This window comes from Rheinheimera sp. EpRS3 (assembly GCF_001513785.1).
Taxonomy (GTDB): Bacteria; Pseudomonadota; Gammaproteobacteria; order Enterobacterales; family Alteromonadaceae; genus Alishewanella.
This window is the reverse complement of sequence record NZ_LNQS01000008.1, coordinates 280,574-295,984: the sequence shown is the minus strand read 5'-3', so window position 1 is coordinate 295,984 and position 15,411 is coordinate 280,574. Positions and strand designations below refer to the sequence as shown.

Below are 15,411 nucleotides of genomic sequence, written 5' to 3'. Positions count from 1 at the left end.
GAGCATAACTCCCCTTGTCACTTATGTTATTGCCTTCCTGGCCAGAGAAAACTGACAATGGAGGCGTTTTTTTATGTGTTTTTATTATTCGTGCTATTGTACGAACTATTAATCATCCTATTGTATGATTAATAGCCTGTCAATGAACTGCTGTAAAAATATCCAAACCCGACCGTTGCGCTTTAGCAGCGCAGCAAAAAGCCGTCGCTTGTGGCAAAATAGCCCGTTATTCGCTATGGGCTTATAAAGCAGGGACGGCCGAATGCTGCTGATGATCGATAATTACGACTCTTTTACTTATAACCTGGTGCAGTATTTTGCTGCATTAGGCCAGCAGGTTATCGTGCGGCGCAACGATGATATTAGCGTGGCGCAGATAGCCAAACTGGCGCCGGACCATATTGTTATCTCTCCCGGCCCGAAAACCCCCGATGATGCCGGCGTGTCGTTGGCGGCAATTGAGCAATTTGCCGGGAAAATTCCTCTGTTAGGGGTTTGTCTGGGCCATCAGGCTATTGCGCAGGTATTTGGTGGCCGTGTGGTACGGGCCCGTCAGGTAATGCATGGTAAAAATTCGCTGGTGCGGCACAATAATCAGTCGGTATTTCGTGGTCTGGCTAATCCGCTGGATGTAACGCGCTACCACTCTTTGGTAGTCGACAAACACAGCCTGCCCGCTGAACTGGTGCAAACAGCCTGGACAGATGATGCCAGCCAGGAAACAGCAGACATTATGGGCTTAATGCACCCCGGGCTGGCATTGCACGGTGTGCAGTTTCATCCTGAGGCTATTCTTAGCCAGCAGGGAAAACAGCTGTTAGATAATTTTTTAACCTCGGCCCAACCCGGCTAGCCGGCTGGCTTGACTCTGTCAGAGTCAGGTTGCAGTATTGGCAGCAGACAGTGCAGATGACAACTGTCACCGAATTCAGATGGAGTATTTAGTGGCTTTTGCAGATGTGATGGTGCAGCGCTTTTTCGATCAGTTAGTTGGGGTAAACCCACAAAAGAAACGTCTGGGCTACCAAATCCGGGCAGGGCAGGTGGATACGCAGCGCACCTTGCTTGCTGTGGAAGCTCAGGCCCAACAGCTACGCGAAGCCGGCGAGCAGGCTAAAGCCCAGTTTACTGAGTTTGCTCAGGCGCATTTGCACGATGAAGTGGCCGATGAGCTGCTACGCAAGTTGCATAATATTGAGCAGGTGATGGCGTCGTTGTTTGACCCGGGCGAAGCATTTTTCCCGGTGCTGGATGTACTCAGTGAAAAAATTGTTACCGTTAATAAGCTCGATCCGCTGGTATCAAAGGTGCCATGGTTAAAAGAAGAGTTATTACGTCTGGTTAATCAGCCGCAGTACCGTAACCGCACCGCATCGGGTGCGATGATCAAAGATATTAAAACCGCACTACGTTTTTTAGGCGTTGAAAGTTTGCAGCTGATTATACCGGTATATGCTATGCGCCGGATGATACCGCATTCAACCGACCCTTTTACGCCGTTAAAAAGCCGATTGTGGGACTACACACTGGCCGTTGCCATTGCCGCGCGTGCGTTAGCAGAAAACAGTGCAGAACACCCTTACAATGCGTTTTGTGCTGGCTTGTTTCATACCACCGGCCATGCCGTAGTTACCCGCAATTACCTGCGTACTTACCTGCAGGTACGCCAGCAGCAACTGTTGCATGCCAGAGAAAACCGCGATACGCAGCTGACCAATACACTGGATCAGCTTGAAGCCGATGCCAGCTTTTTGTGTGAAAGCCTTGCCGAGTTCGCTGCGGTATTAAGTGCAGACATCACTTCGCGCTGGCAGTTACGTACATTACCGCTATGCCAGACGCTGGATCAACTGGCTGAAGGTGCCGGTTTTGCCGGCTGCAGCCCTCTGGCCCGGCTGGTATTGCAGGCGCAAACCTATGTGCAGTGGCAAACGCTGCGCAATAGCCAGCAGATATCAGAGCAGGAAACCAGTAATTGGTTTGCGGCAGTACAATTAAGTAGCGACAGCGTAGATATTCTGGCAAGAACCAACCTTAAGCGTTTAAATATTGAATTGTAAGTATTGCAGTGTAAGTGAGCAGCTGTAATAAAAAATACCGCAATAAACATGCAAAGTTATAGCGCAGCTATTTTCACCGCCTGCGCTTAACGCAGTGCTTGGTGTAGAGTCTGGCGGCAAAATCAGCGTTCTTTTTGCCGGTAGTACCGTAGTGCTTACTTATTCACATCCTATGCAAATCTATCTGCAGGCCTTGTGTTTTATGGGTTTGCTGGCTGTTGGCAAGCAAGACAAGGGCTGTTAAATCTGCAATAATGCGACAAACTTATATCACAGCCAGCTACATTCTGGCTGTGTAGCGGGCTAACCGAAGCGGAATAAGAAGGAAAATAAAATGACTGGCCAAACGCAAGTAAACCGTGCTCTGTTCGATGAAGTGATGGTACCTAACTACGCTCCTGCCAATATTATTCCGGTAAAAGGTGAAGGTTCGCGAGTGTGGGATCAGCAAGGGCGCGAATACATTGATTTTGCCGGTGGTATTGCCGTAAGCAGCCTGGGGCATTGCCACCCGGCTCTGGTTAACGCATTAAAGCAGCAGGCTGACAAGCTGTGGCATTTAAGTAATGTGATGACCAATGAACCGGCATTGCGTTTAGCTAGTGCATTGGTTAACGCTACTTTTGCGGACAAAGTCTATTTTGCTAACTCTGGTGCTGAGGCCAACGAAGCCGCTTTTAAACTGGCCCGGCGCTATGCATTGGAAAAATTCGGCGCACATAAAGATCAGATCATTTCTTTTCATAAAAGCTTTCACGGCCGTACTTTCTTCACCGTAACGGTAGGTGGTCAGGCGGCATATTCTGACGGTTTTGGCCCTAAACCCGGTGCAGTAATGCATGGCGAGTTTAATAACCTTGATAGCGTTAAAGCGTTAATTTCCGACAATACCTGCGCGGTAGTGCTGGAGCCTGTTCAGGGCGAGGGCGGGATTATTCCTGCTACTGCAGAATTTTTGCAGGGTGTACGTGATTTATGTAACCAACACAATGCGTTGTTGATTATGGACGAAGTGCAAACCGGCGTAGGCCGCACCGGTAAGCTGTATGCGTATATGCACTATGGCGTAACGCCGGATATTCTTACCACGGCAAAATCATTAGGCGGAGGTTTCCCTATTGGCGCTATGCTTACTACTGATGATATCGCCTCGCACCTTAAAGTTGGCACCCATGGCAGCACTTATGGCGGTAACCCGCTGGCTTGTGCTGTAGCAGAAGCTGTGCTGGAAACGGTAAACCAGCCGGAAGTCATGGCGCAGGTATTAAGCAATGAGCAGTTATTCCGCCAACAACTTGCTGCCATTAATGAAAAATATCAGGTATTCAGCGAAATACGCGGCAAAGGTATGTTGCTGGGTGCGGTATTAAATGAGAAATACAAAGGCCGTTCGCGTGAGTTTTTTCTGGCTGCGGCAGATCAGGGTTTAATGGCACTGGTAGCAGGCCCCGATGTAGTGCGGTTTGCGCCATCACTGGTTATTACACCAGAAGAGATTACGGCAGGAATGCAGCGTTTTGAACAGGCGGTAAAACAGGTAGTTAACGCCTGACACGACTATCAGGACACTGCTGTCCTGACACAGCTGTTCCTGACACTACTATTAAGCAGCACCAAGACTGCAAAAATGAAGCTAAGGGGCCTCAGAGCCCCGAAAACAATAACGTAAAAGTGGAGTAGCGACGATGATGGTGATTCGCCCAATCCGTGCGGATGATTACCCGGCGCTGTATAGCATTGCGGTTGAGTCGGGGCATGGTTTTACCTCGTTACCGGTAAATGATGAACTGCTGATGCGTAAAATAAGCCGCTCAGAGCAATCATTTAACAAGCAGGTCAGTTCGCCGGGTGATGAAGGCTATCTGTTTGTGCTGGAAGATACGCTCACCGGTGAGGTATGTGGCACCAGCGCGCTGGAAGCCGCTGTGGGGCTGGATGATGCGTTTTATCATTACCACCTGGGCAAGGTGGTACATAGCTCACGTTCACTCGGGGTGTATAAAACAGCCGATATATTAACCCTGTGTAATGATTACACCGGCGTTAGTGAGTTATGCACGTTATTTTTGCGAGAAAGCCGCCGCGAGAAAAACAATGGCCGTTTGCTGTCAAAAATGCGCTTTTTGTTTATGGCGGAATTCCCGCAGCGTTTTTCCGACAGAGTGATCGCCGAAATGCGCGGTATTTCCAATACCGACGGCAGCTCGCCATTCTGGCAGTGGCTGCAGGAGCATTTTTTCTCGCTGGATTTCCCCACCGCAGATTATCTGACTGGCATAGGCCAGAAGGTGTTTATCGCAGAACTGATGCCTAAGTATCCGATTTATGTCAGCCTGCTCAGCAAACAGGCGCAGGCAGTAATTGGCCGGGTGCATGATAAAACCAAACCTGCGCTGGCATTGCTGCAGTCAGAGGGGTTTTCGCATCGAGGCTATGTCGATATTTTTGATGCCGGCCCTACAGTAGAAGCCAGAGTGGAACATATCCGCTCAGTGCGCAACAGCCAGCGCCTGCAGGTGCGGCTGGGCGATGTCGTTAACGGCCAGCCTTATCTGATATGTAATACCAGCGTTGTAGACTTCCGTGCTACCTGGCTGGCACTTGACGTAAACGAACATAGCGCAGAGGTAACCCTGCCGGCTGATGTTGCCGCGGCGCTGCGGGTAAACGCGGGCGACTGGGTTCGGGTTACAAGAATTTAATAGGGGAGATATATGAATCACGCAGTACAGTTTATTAATAATCAATGGCTTGGTGGTGAAGGTAAAGAATTTACCTCACTGGACCCGGTAAAAAACACGCCGGTATGGCAAGGCCAGGCGGCAACTGCTGCACAGGTAGACACTGCGGTGCAGGTGGCGCGTAAAGCGCAATATGACTGGGCTGGCTTAAGCTTTGATGAGCGTGTTGCTGTGGTAAAAAAGTTTGCTGAGCAGCTTACCAACAACAAAGAAGCCATGGCACTGACTATTGCCAGCGAAACCGGTAAAGCACTGTGGGAAGCCCGCACTGAAGTTGCGGCGATGATTGGTAAAATTGATATCTCTGTACGGGCTTATCAGGAGCGCACCGGCAGCAAAGAAAACCCGATGCCACAGGGCCGGGCTTTTGTACGGCATAAACCGCATGGTGTAGTCGCAGTATTCGGGCCTTATAATTTCCCTGGCCACTTACCCAATGGCCACATAGTACCGGCCTTGCTGGCAGGTAATGCAGTAATATTTAAACCCTCAGAGTTAACGCCGAAAGTGGCTGAGGAAACCGTAAAACTATGGCAGCAGGCCGGTTTGCCTGCTGGCGTTATTGCTTTACTGCAAGGCGAAGTAGATACCGGTAAGGCGATTGCAGGCCACAATGGTATTGATGGTATTTTCTTTACCGGCAGCTCCCGCACCGGCCATTACCTGCACCAGCAGTTTGCCGGCCGGCCGGATAAAATTCTGGCACTGGAAATGGGCGGCAATAACCCGCTGATTGTCCAGGATGTCAGTAATATTGATGCCGCAGTGCACGATATTATTCAGTCGGCTTTTATTTCTGCCGGCCAGCGCTGTACCTGCGCCCGTAAATTGTTTTTACCTGCCAATGCGCAGGGCGATGCCATTCTGGCGCGCCTGCTTGAAGTAACCCGCAATATCAAGGTAGGTGTGTATGACGCCGCCGAGCAGCCTTTTATGGGTTCAATGATTTCTGTTGCCGCCGCTAAAGGTATGCTGGCCGTGCAGCAGCAATTAGTTGAACTGGGTGGCAAGGTGCTGGTTGAAATGCAGCATATCGATGTTAACACCGCTTTGGTGAGCCCGGGCATTATTGAATGCAGCAACATAACCGATTATCCGGATGACGAGCATTTTGGCCCACTGTTAAAGGTGTTCCGCTTCACTGATTTTGATCAGGCGATTGATGCGGCCAACAACACCCAGTTTGGTTTATCTGCCGGGCTGTTAAGTGACAGTGCTGAGTTATATCAGCATTTCTTCCGCCGCATCCGCGCCGGTATTGTTAACTGGAACCGGCCGATTACCGGCGCCAGCTCAGCCGCACCTTTTGGCGGTGTGGGTTCAAGCGGCAATCACCGGGCCAGTGCATTTTATGCCGCAGATTACTGTGCTTATCCGGTGGCGTCTGTGGAGCTGGAACAGGTAGTATTGCCAGAGCAATTATCGCCGGGTCTGGCTTTTTAAGTCTGGCAGTAAATAAATCTTATCGGGGCTAGCGCCCCGATTTGTTTTCTGCTGCAGTATTTGCTTAAATAACGCATACTTAATGCATCTCTTGCCAACAGTCAGGTGTAAAACAGCCCATGGTCACAGATAAACCCGGATACGAGCATTTGATCCAGTTTCTGACAGAGCATTTGTCGCTGTTTGAGCAAACCGGCTCGGGTGATGCAGATAAAACTATTGGTGCCTTACTGGAAGAGTCTATCGCAGAGCAAATTATCACGCTTTGCACCCAGCACACTGAGCTGGAGATGAACCACCGCAGCATGATTATCCGTGAAGTTGACGGCATTATGTATGACTTTCAGGAGGTGCTCGCCAGTGTGCTGGATAAAAAAGCCACCCGCCAGCAGGCTGAACTTATCAATGAAATCTCTCTGTTAATCAAAAACCTGTTCGATACTGCTATCGCCGATCTGATGGATTAACGCTACACCTTACTGCAAATGTGCTAGATACCTGAGCAGCTTTTACGTAGAATGTCGGCCTCCTTTTTCTGGCTGGGGTTTGTGATGGAAGCAACGGTTAAATGGCACGATAACAATACCTTTATTGGCCGCTCTGGTAGTGGTCACGCAGTGGTATTTGACGGCAATAAAGATGACAGCACGGCTCCCAGCCCGATGGAAATGGTGCTGATGGCCGCAGGTGCCTGCTCATCTGTTGATGTTGTCAGTATTTTAAAAAAATCCCGCCAGCAAGTGCTTGATTGTGAAGTTAAGCTAAGTGCCGAGCGCGCCGACACCGTACCTAAAGTATTTACCAAACTGCATCTGCATTTTGCCGTAACCGGGGTTAACCTCAGTGAAAAGCAGGTAGAGCGGGCAGTGCAGTTGTCAGCAGATAAATATTGTTCGGTATCCATTATGTTATCCGGCAGCGTAGCCGTAACACATTCATTCAGTGTTATAGCTGCTGAGCTTACGCCGGCAGCAGAATAACAGCAGTAAATTAGTCAAAACCGGTAACCGGTTTTTTAGCGGAGACAATGTTAAGTGGTTAAGCCTTTTGAAAAATTGAAACTACACGGTTTTAATAACCTGACAAAAAGCCTGAGTTTCAGCCTTTATGACATTTGTTATGCCAAAACTGAGCAACACCGGCAGGAATACATCGAATATATCGACGAGCAATATAATGCCGATCGGTTGACGGATATTCTGACTGAAGTCACTGATATTATCGGTGCTAACATTCTGAATGTGGCACGGCAGGATTACGATCCGCAAGGCGCCAGCGTTACCATACTGGTAAGTGAAGAGCCGGTACTGGTTGATCCAGACAACTCAGAAAACCCGGGGCCGCGGCCTGATGCCGTTGTGGCACATCTGGATAAAAGCCATATTTGCGTGCATACCTATCCGGAAATCCATCCGCATGATGGCATCTGTACTTTCCGTGCCGATATCGAGGTTTCTACCTGCGGTATTATATCGCCACTGAAAGCACTGAACTTTCTGATCCACAGCTTTGAATCTGACATTGTTACCATCGATTACCGCGTACGTGGTTTTACCCGTGATGTCAGCGGCACCAAGCATTATATCGATCACCCTATCAGTTCTATTCAGAACTTTATGGACGAAGACACCAAACGTGCCTTCCAGATGATTGACGTTAACGTGTATCAGGAAAACCTGTTCCACACCAAAATGATGCTAAAAGAAGCTGATTTGAATAACTACCTGTTTGGTATGGGCAAAGATTCAATGACGCCGGAAGAGCAAAAGACAATCAGCAAAAAAGTGTTCCGCGAAATGCGCGAAATTTTCTACGGCCGTAACCTGCCGGATATGAAGTAACTGATGGCCAGGCTTATCGACCATAAGTTTTCCATCGCCCCTATGCTGGATTGGACTGATAAGCATTGCCGCTACTTTCACCGCCTGCTGAGCCAGCATGCCGTGCTGTACACTGAAATGGTCACTACCGGCGCTATTATTCATGGCAGCGGTGATTATTTAGCGTTTAATGAAGAAGAGCATCCTGTGGTGCTGCAACTGGGCGGTTCTAACCCGGCTGATATGGCGCACTGTGCTAAGCTGGCAGAGCAGCGCGGCTATGATGCAGTAAATATTAATGTTGGCTGCCCGTCTGACAGGGTGCAAAACGGCATGTTTGGTGCCTGCCTGATGGCGCAGCCACAGTTAGTGGCCGATTGCATCAAAGCCATGCAGGATGTAGTCAGCATACCGGTGACGGTGAAAACCCGCATTGGTATTGACGATTCCGACGATTATCAGTTTTTGCAGGACTTTGTCGCGACAGTAGCCGATGCTGGTTGTCAGCAATTGATTGTCCACGCCCGTAAAGCCTGGCTTAAAGGCTTAAGCCCGAAAGAAAACCGCGAAGTGCCGCCACTGAATTACGAGCGGGTATACCAGTTAAAGCGTGAGTTTCCACAGCTTAATATCAGCCTTAATGGTGGCGTTAAAACACTCGAGCAAGCCAAAGCACAACTGCAGTACCTGGACGGTGTGATGGTGGGGCGCGAGGCGTATTCAAACCCTATGTTGCTAAGCAGTGTTGATGAGCTTATATATGGCAAACCCGGTTACAGCCGCAGCCCGCATCAGGTGGTGTTGGATATGCTGCCCTATATTGAGCGGCAAATGCAGCAGGGCGCCCGGTTTTGGCATATAGCCCGCCATATGCTGGGGCTATTTCAAGGTATGCCGGGTGCCAGACAATGGCGGCGTTTGTTAAGCGAGCGTGGTCATTTCGCTGATGCAACACCAGAGTTAATGCTGCAAGCACTGGCAAAAGTAGCGCCTGTGGCGGATTTAACCACCTGATGAGTTAATTTCACTATTTTTTGGTTTTCAATAAAAGGCGGGTATAACGAAAGTTACCCGCCTTTATTTTTTTACTTATTAATATCAGCTACTTACGATGTTTTATCGACTTGGCACAGCACTTGAAATACCGGTTGTGTAGTACAGACTAACCACTTTCAAGGAAACGATAATGAAGACACTGACTGCGTTAACCCTCACTGCTGCTTTCGCCGGAGCTTTACTGGCTAACAATGCGATGGCAGATGAACTTACGGACCAAATCCGTGGCGCAGCCCAGCAGCAATTGCAGGAGCTGCATAGCCACAATCAGCAACAGGCCAGAATTGCACTGCATAAAACTGCGTTAGAGCTGCTGGCCCGGCAAACCGCTGAGCAGGATGCAGCAACGGCATTACTGGCATATCAGGCAGTGCGTACTGCCGCTGTAGTGGCAGAGTAAGTTATGTTGCTGTCATCCGGTTGGTTACTGCTGCTGTTTCTCAGCCCGGTGCTAAGCATAATACCCGTTGTGCTGCTGTGGCACTGGCTGATGCCACTGTTTGGTTTGGGGCAAAAAGCTTCAGGCATGTTGTAGAAAAGGAACGCTGATATGAGTTGGGTAACAATAGAACTGACAGCCTTTGCTATTTTTGTGGCTTTACTGCTGTTAGCAGAGCTGAGTCAGATAAATAAAAAACACCTTGATGGAGTACAGACAAATGGCAACTTATGACACTGATCGTTGGTATTGTGCCCGTGCTTACCGGAAAATTGCCGGCGTTTGTGCAGGTTTTGCCGGTTATTATCAGCAACCACGCTGGCTGATCCGTCTGCTGGCTGTCATATTATTAGTGATGTTTCCTGTGGCAGTAATACTGGCCTATCTGGTGGCTGCGGTGGTGCTACCAAACCGTTGACACTGTACCAGGTAAGTTACGGGCTGTTAACTGGTTGAAACTGGTGTAAGATAAGGCCGTGACTATAAAGGAGAAACAAGATGCTACGGTTTTTTGCTGCTTTGCTGATGTTAAGCTGCGCTATGTCGGTTAATGCTGAACCTGCATTCAGTGCACAAGAGAGCCAAATTCGTCAGCCAATGCCGGGGCGCACGGTAACGGCAGGTTACCTGATATTACATAATCATTCTTCAGAAATGGCTACGCTTGTTGCTGCCAGTAGCAGCCAGTTTGCGCGGGTTGAATTGCATCAGCATACTCATAAAGATGGCATGATGCGCATGGAACAAATCAGTGAAATTAATATTGATGCCGGTGGCAGTGTGGCATTTGAGCCGGGCGGTTTGCACTTGATGTTGTTTGAACCTAAAGACAAACTGGAAATTGGCCAGCAAATACCGCTGACGTTAGAGTTTGCTGATGGCCAGCAACTGGCGTTGACCGTGCCGGTAGTTGCTACACCCAAACGCTGAGGGCCGTTTTATGGTTAATAAAAAACTCATCAGTGCTGCAGTATTGGCAATACTGGTGCTGATGTATGGCACCGCTTGGTGGGTAAGCCGTGAACCTGCCATGCTGATAGCAGAAATTAAGCAAGAGCAGCGCAAGCTGGGAGATGACGCTATAACCGGTTATAGCACTACCACTGCGTTGATCCGCGTCAGTGAAACCCTGCTGTATAAAAGCGGTGGTTATCTGGCAAATGATATTATGCCGCCGTTCAGCTTGCTGGATAATATGCCGGCATGGGAGTTAGGCGTACTGGAAATGTCACGTGATCTGGCGTTGGCCTTACGTAAAGATTTTAGCCGCTCTCAGTCACAGTCAACAGAAAATGTTTTTCTTAAAGTGGCACAGCCGCGTTTTAATATTGATCACAGAAGCTGGGCTATCCCCAGTGCTGAAGCCGAGTATGCCAAGGCAATAGAGCAACTATATTTGTATCGTGCCGAGCTGTTAGATCCCGCCAAACCAGATAGCCAGTTTTACGCCCGCGCTGATAATTTGCGCGAATGGGTGAAAGCAGTAGAGAAACGGCTTGGCAGCTACTCACAACGTTTAAGCGCCAGTGTTGGCCAGGAGCGCATTAACACGGACCTGGCCGGTGATGCCTCAGCACGCCAGTCTACCGAAACGCCTGCACATCGTAATATCAAAACCAGCTGGTGGAAAATAGACGATGAATTTTACGAAGCCCGTGGCGCTGCCTGGGCTTTACTGCATTTTCTAAAAGCAATAGAAACAGATTTTAGTGACGTATTACAACGTAAAAATGCCATGATCAGTTTGCGGCAAATTATCCGTGAACTTGAAGCAACACAACAGCCAATCTGGAGCCCTATGGTGCTTAACGGCAGTGGTTTTGGTTTGATGGCAAACCACAGCCTGGTAATGGCAAATTATATCTCCCGCGCGAATGCCGCGTTAATTGATCTCTCTGAATTATTATCACAAGGGTAGTTACAGCATGAAAAAAACCGCATTAATCTTATCCGTTAGCGGCTTATTACTTACCGGACCAGCGCAGGCAGATACCCTGCTTGGGCTTTATGTTGGTGCAGACGGCTGGCGTACTTCTGCAGATGGTGGCTTTGCTAATAGTAGTCAGTTGCAGAGTTTTAATTTCTTAGACAAAACGCAAAAATCTTATTATGTCGCGCTGGAACATCCGCTGCCTTTTATCCCTAATATCCGGCTGCAGCATAATCAGTTAGAGTCTTCAGGCTCAACCAGCCTGGATGCTGACTTTACTTTTGCCGGTGCTACCTTCGCTGCCGACACCCAGTTGCAAAACCAAACCGAGCTGACTAATACAGACTATGTGTTGTACTACGAAATTCTTGATAACGATCTGGTCAGCCTGGATTTAGGCATAAACGGTAAATACATTAATGGCACCGTTGCGGTTGCTGAAACTGGCGCTGATGGCATGGCAGCGTCTCAACGGGCATCGCAGCTTATTCCGATGTTGTATGCTTCAGGCATTGTCGGTTTACCGCTGACCGGGCTGGACGTATTTACTCAGGGCAGTTACGTGTCGCTGGATGGCAACCGGATATATGATGTTCAGGCTGGCGTGGCTTATGCGGTCTTGGATAACCTGGCCGTTAATATGCGCCTGAAACTAGGATATCGCGCCATGAACCTACGGCTGGATGATGTTGACAATTTACATGCAGATCTGGACTTTAAAGGCGTATTCGCCGGCATAGAGCTGCATTTTTAAACACTGTGTTAAATGCTGACCGGCTGTAACAGCTGGTCAGCATTTTCCGGGCCTGTCTTGTGAGGCCTGACAAATCGTTTTATAGTTATTTCACGCATCGTTCTGGCAGGCTAAGTTTTGACAAATTATTTCAGACAGTTAACTCTGCCCTGGCTTATTGCACTTAGCCTGATGCTATTATTTACGGCGTTGTGGTATCACTACGAAAGCAAAATCATGCAGCGCGCACAGGTGCAGCAATTCACGTCCAGCCTGCAATTTAGTATCCGGCCTTTGCTGGCCAGCAAAAATCCTGATTTACTCAAAGCCCAGCTAAACCATTTACGTTATGCCAGTGTTTTGCCTGTCAGCACTATTGCAGTATACAGCGACACCGGCCGGTTAATCAGTGGTACAGATAAAGCCACTTTATTACCACAGTTTCAGCCAGAGCAGATGCAGCAGGAGTTTCAATTATTGCATGAAGCCGGCAATTTGATGGCGATACAACCTATGTCGTCGTCTGCTGCCCGCAGTGGCTATGAAGAAGTTATCGCCGGGCAAAATGACGATTATTATGTGGTTGTACAACTTGAAGCACCGGGGAATTACAGTGTTTGGTTAGTGCCAGTGCTGGTGGTTGCCATGTTGGGTTGGGCGACTTTACTAATAGTGCTAGGTGGTATTGGTCGGGTGTCACAACGCCAGCAAACCGATATCAGCTTGCTGGTACATAAACTCAGCCAGTTAAAGCAAGGGCAGTTAAATAGCAGGTTAGACGACGAGTTGGTAGCAGAGCTGACACCGTTAAAAACGGCGCTGAACGACCTGGCTGGCCAGCAATTAAACAACCGCTCCCGCGATGACACTGAGAAAAATCAGTTTAAACAGCAGATAACAGCATTAACGCAATCGCTTACCAGTGAGAAACAGCAATCTGCACAGCTGCAGCGGTTATATGAACAGAACCAGCTGCAACAGCAACAACAGCTGTCGCAGCTCAGGCAATTGGTACAACAACAGGCAGTAATGCCAGAAAAGCTACTAAAGCGGGTGCTTCACAGCCAGTTGATGTTGGCAGAGTTAACACTGGCAACCGAACCTGAGCCGCTGACACCACTGCTATTAACAGAATACCTCGGCCGGCAATTGCCGCATTATCGCAATATACTGGCAGAGCAGAATCTGGCGCTGCAGCTTAATGAAGCCCCGGCTAATGTGGTATACCAACTGGCATTACCTGAGAATTTACTGACAACGTTGTTGACAGCTTTGCTGCGCTTAAGCAGCCACTCTGAAGGAATAACAGAGCTGGCACTGACTATACAGCTGAGTGTTACCGGCACAGCTGGCAGTTTATTGCTCAGTGTGACAGGTAATGGCGACGGCTTATTGGCGTCTGTCAGGCAGCAACTGGTTAACCCCGGCCAGCAAAGCTCACACTGGCAGAATATTGATAGCCAGATTGTTACGCAGATAGCTGCCAAACTGAATGCTAGTATTGACGTGCAATCACTCGAAGGGCTTGGCAGTACAGTATCAGTGCGTTTCCCATCGGCGGATTGTCAGCCGGTGCAGGTTGACCGGTTAAAACATGTGTTGTTATTTGATCTGCAGCTCACAAGATTAGCAGAGCGAAAAGCTGCGCTGGGTAGTTTGGTCACTAGTGTTGCCCAATGTTCTGATTTGTCTGAGTTACAACTTAAAGCTAAACAACATCATTACGATGTGGTGTTGATTTTTTTACCAGAACCCACTGAACTGACAGTATGGCTTGAGCTTATCCAGATGCTGAAACAGAAAACCAGAGTGTTATGTTACGCTGGTGAAGACTGTATTCAAATGTGGCGTGAGGCGCTGGGTGTAGCGATAACAGCAGAGCCGTTTTGTCTGGATCAATTACAACAGATACAAGCGGTTGACACCACTAATCTACCAAAGCTTTTAGTGGTTGATGATAATCCGACTAACCTGGCATTTATTCAGATGCTGCTTAAACAGCAACCACTGGAACTTAGCACTGCAAATTGTGCACAACAAGCGTTGCAGTTATGCGCCGTGCAGCAATTTGATGTGATTTTATTAGATATTCAGTTACCGGATATGCATGGTACCGAGGTTGCCAAACAGCTGCGGCAAATGCAGGCGTATCAGCTAACGCCGATACTGGCCTTTACTGCGCATGCACTGGCTGAAGAAGTGGCCAGCTTTAAAGCAGCTGGTATGAATGATGTGATTTTTAAACCGTTAGAAGTGAGCAGATTACAGCAAATATTGCATTGGTGCTCGTCAACTAAAACTGATAATACCGGCCAGTAACTGTTTTAACGCACTGATATATGCCTGGTTTGGCTGGCTGCTAAGCAAAGGCAGCAGCTCTGCACCGCTGGCGGTATATTTATAGTATTGCAGTACCACACCTTTACTGGTGATCGTACCGTTGAGATGTAATTGCTGATACTGCCAGTTAAGTATCTGGCCTGCGGGCAATTCGCCGCTTTCAATTTCAGAACTGTGCAATAGGCCGATGTCTATCAGGCTGAGAATTTGCGGGTACGATAAACCAAATTGATTCAGGTTAAGTACCGCGCGGCTTTTACCTGTTAGCACACGCCATAGCGAAGGTTTGCGAATATAGCCAAAGTAGATCCGGGCGCTGGGATCTTGCCGGGTTTTGCAGCTTAAGTTCACGGCCTGCTGCAGCGCTAACGCTTCTTTGTAGCTCATACGTTTTAGCGTATGCAGGGTTTTTAGCGAAAATTTGCCCGGGCTGGCAATTTCACCGGCCAAAATTTTTGCCCATAACTGTTGCATGCTTTTATTCGAGATTTCCAGCACCAGTTCACAAAACTGCTGGAACCAGTCTGGATCGACATCCTGGGTTGAAACCTGATCGGTGCAGTACTCCAGGGCGAGGGTCATAATACTTTCAAGATTGTATTGCTGCCGTTCACGCTGCATTTGCAACCTGCGTTCAGCACGTTGCGCCAGTGTTAACACGGCTGAACTGGCCGCACCGGAGCGTGCTGCCAGATGATGATGTTTGTCGCTAAAGTTCCCTTGCTGCTCTGGGGAATCGTTTTGGGCAGCCGGACTGACACTACTAATGCTACCGAGCTGAGATTTAGCCAATTGCAGCAAACGTTGCTGGCTGTTTAATGCACTAATTTTAACCATAACAACAGCCTG

18 protein-coding genes are annotated in these 15,411 nt (G+C 48.6%); 17 read left to right on the top strand and 1 reads right to left on the bottom strand.

Annotation, left to right across the window (positions count from 1 at the left end; translation table 11 throughout):
• Positions 1-262: 262 nt before the first annotated feature.
• The 17 genes from AR688_RS09995 to AR688_RS09925 all read left to right on the top strand — a co-directional run bounded on the left by AR688_RS09995 (position 263) and on the right by AR688_RS09925 (position 14,541).
• Positions 263-853, top strand: a complete 591-nt coding sequence (locus AR688_RS09995; protein WP_068232791.1) for an anthranilate synthase component II — start codon at positions 263-265, stop codon at positions 851-853.
• Positions 854-944: 91 nt separating this feature from the next.
• Positions 945-2,060, top strand: coding sequence for an HDOD domain-containing protein (locus AR688_RS09990; protein ID WP_156420274.1), 1,116 nt, complete (start codon positions 945-947; stop codon positions 2,058-2,060).
• Between the two features lie 334 nt (positions 2,061-2,394).
• Entirely contained in the window at positions 2,395-3,612 is a 1,218-nt protein-coding gene (locus AR688_RS09985) for an aspartate aminotransferase family protein (RefSeq protein WP_068232787.1), read from the top strand.
• A 133-nt stretch (positions 3,613-3,745) separates the two neighbouring features.
• A complete protein-coding gene (gene astA, locus AR688_RS09980) occupies positions 3,746-4,762 on the top strand; it encodes an arginine N-succinyltransferase (RefSeq protein WP_068232785.1) in 1,017 nt (338 codons plus the stop codon).
• A gap of 12 nt (positions 4,763-4,774) precedes the next feature.
• A complete protein-coding gene (astD, locus tag AR688_RS09975; RefSeq protein ID WP_068232782.1) occupies positions 4,775-6,244 on the top strand; it encodes a succinylglutamate-semialdehyde dehydrogenase in 1,470 nt (489 codons plus the stop codon).
• A 119-nt stretch (positions 6,245-6,363) separates the two neighbouring features.
• Complete coding sequence (locus AR688_RS09970) at positions 6,364-6,711, top strand: DUF3802 family protein (RefSeq protein WP_068232778.1); 348 nt, start codon at positions 6,364-6,366, stop codon at positions 6,709-6,711.
• 84 nt (positions 6,712-6,795) lie between these two features.
• Positions 6,796-7,224 (top strand): OsmC family protein, encoded by a 429-nt coding sequence (locus AR688_RS09965; protein ID WP_068234096.1) that lies wholly within the window; start codon positions 6,796-6,798, stop codon positions 7,222-7,224.
• A gap of 54 nt (positions 7,225-7,278) precedes the next feature.
• Positions 7,279-8,085 (top strand): adenosylmethionine decarboxylase, encoded by an 807-nt coding sequence (speD, locus tag AR688_RS09960; RefSeq protein ID WP_068232775.1) that lies wholly within the window; start codon positions 7,279-7,281, stop codon positions 8,083-8,085.
• A 3-nt stretch (positions 8,086-8,088) separates the two neighbouring features.
• Positions 8,089-9,078 (top strand): tRNA dihydrouridine(20/20a) synthase DusA, encoded by a 990-nt coding sequence (gene dusA, locus AR688_RS09955; protein ID WP_082694733.1) that lies wholly within the window; start codon positions 8,089-8,091, stop codon positions 9,076-9,078.
• 172 nt (positions 9,079-9,250) lie between these two features.
• Positions 9,251-9,520, top strand: a complete 270-nt coding sequence (locus AR688_RS09950; protein ID WP_068232774.1) for a hypothetical protein — start codon at positions 9,251-9,253, stop codon at positions 9,518-9,520.
• Between the two features lie 3 nt (positions 9,521-9,523).
• On the top strand, positions 9,524-9,655 hold the full coding sequence (locus AR688_RS20615; RefSeq protein WP_259237746.1) for a hypothetical protein: 132 nt from the start codon (positions 9,524-9,526) through the stop codon (positions 9,653-9,655).
• 15 nt (positions 9,656-9,670) lie between these two features.
• Positions 9,671-9,793, top strand: coding sequence for a hypothetical protein (locus AR688_RS20610; protein WP_259237745.1), 123 nt, complete (start codon positions 9,671-9,673; stop codon positions 9,791-9,793).
• Positions 9,780-9,977, top strand: a complete 198-nt coding sequence (locus AR688_RS09945) for a PspC domain-containing protein (RefSeq protein WP_068232773.1) — start codon at positions 9,780-9,782, stop codon at positions 9,975-9,977. Before AR688_RS20610 ends, AR688_RS09945 begins: the two co-directional genes overlap by 14 nt.
• An 80-nt stretch (positions 9,978-10,057) precedes the next feature.
• On the top strand, positions 10,058-10,489 hold the full coding sequence (locus AR688_RS09940; protein ID WP_068232771.1) for a copper chaperone PCu(A)C: 432 nt from the start codon (positions 10,058-10,060) through the stop codon (positions 10,487-10,489).
• 10 nt (positions 10,490-10,499) lie between these two features.
• Positions 10,500-11,477: a DUF2333 family protein gene (locus AR688_RS09935; RefSeq protein ID WP_068232770.1), complete on the top strand. Its 978-nt coding sequence runs from the start codon at positions 10,500-10,502 to the stop codon at positions 11,475-11,477.
• 7 nt (positions 11,478-11,484) lie between these two features.
• Positions 11,485-12,243: a TIGR04219 family outer membrane beta-barrel protein gene (locus AR688_RS09930; protein WP_068232769.1), complete on the top strand. Its 759-nt coding sequence runs from the start codon at positions 11,485-11,487 to the stop codon at positions 12,241-12,243.
• Positions 12,244-12,360: 117 nt separating this feature from the next.
• Entirely contained in the window at positions 12,361-14,541 is a 2,181-nt protein-coding gene (locus AR688_RS09925; protein ID WP_068232768.1) for a response regulator, read from the top strand.
• Here the strand turns inward: AR688_RS09925 and AR688_RS09920 are convergent.
• On the bottom strand, positions 14,512-15,399 hold the full coding sequence (locus tag AR688_RS09920; RefSeq protein ID WP_068232765.1) for a TIGR03899 family protein: 888 nt from the start codon (positions 15,397-15,399) through the stop codon (positions 14,512-14,514). The genes AR688_RS09925 and AR688_RS09920 overlap by 30 nt on opposite strands.
• Positions 15,400-15,411 lie beyond the last annotated feature (12 nt).

Excerpts from the sequence above, each read along its gene's own strand:
- astD (WP_068232782.1), top strand. The coding sequence starts at position 4,775 with ATGAATCACGCAGTACAGTTTATTAATAATCAATGGCTTGGTGGTGAA.
- AR688_RS09985 (WP_068232787.1), top strand. The coding sequence starts at position 2,395 with ATGACTGGCCAAACGCAAGTAAACCGTGCTCTGTTCGATGAAGTGATG.
- dusA (WP_082694733.1), top strand. The coding sequence starts at position 8,089 with ATGGCCAGGCTTATCGACCATAAGTTTTCCATCGCCCCTATGCTGGAT.
- AR688_RS09965 (WP_068234096.1), top strand. The coding sequence starts at position 6,796 with ATGGAAGCAACGGTTAAATGGCACGATAACAATACCTTTATTGGCCGC.
- AR688_RS09920 (WP_068232765.1), bottom strand. The coding sequence starts at position 15,399 with ATGGTTAAAATTAGTGCATTAAACAGCCAGCAACGTTTGCTGCAATTG.
- AR688_RS20610 (WP_259237745.1), top strand. The coding sequence starts at position 9,671 with ATGAGTTGGGTAACAATAGAACTGACAGCCTTTGCTATTTTTGTGGCT.
- AR688_RS09950 (WP_068232774.1), top strand. The coding sequence starts at position 9,251 with ATGAAGACACTGACTGCGTTAACCCTCACTGCTGCTTTCGCCGGAGCT.
- AR688_RS09935 (WP_068232770.1), top strand. The coding sequence starts at position 10,500 with ATGGTTAATAAAAAACTCATCAGTGCTGCAGTATTGGCAATACTGGTG.
- AR688_RS09930 (WP_068232769.1), top strand. The coding sequence starts at position 11,485 with ATGAAAAAAACCGCATTAATCTTATCCGTTAGCGGCTTATTACTTACC.
- astA (WP_068232785.1), top strand. The coding sequence starts at position 3,746 with ATGATGGTGATTCGCCCAATCCGTGCGGATGATTACCCGGCGCTGTAT.
- AR688_RS09945 (WP_068232773.1), top strand. The coding sequence starts at position 9,780 with ATGGCAACTTATGACACTGATCGTTGGTATTGTGCCCGTGCTTACCGG.
- AR688_RS09940 (WP_068232771.1), top strand. The coding sequence starts at position 10,058 with ATGCTACGGTTTTTTGCTGCTTTGCTGATGTTAAGCTGCGCTATGTCG.
- AR688_RS20615 (WP_259237746.1), top strand. The coding sequence starts at position 9,524 with ATGTTGCTGTCATCCGGTTGGTTACTGCTGCTGTTTCTCAGCCCGGTG.
- AR688_RS09970 (WP_068232778.1), top strand. The coding sequence starts at position 6,364 with ATGGTCACAGATAAACCCGGATACGAGCATTTGATCCAGTTTCTGACA.
- AR688_RS09995 (WP_068232791.1), top strand. The coding sequence starts at position 263 with ATGCTGCTGATGATCGATAATTACGACTCTTTTACTTATAACCTGGTG.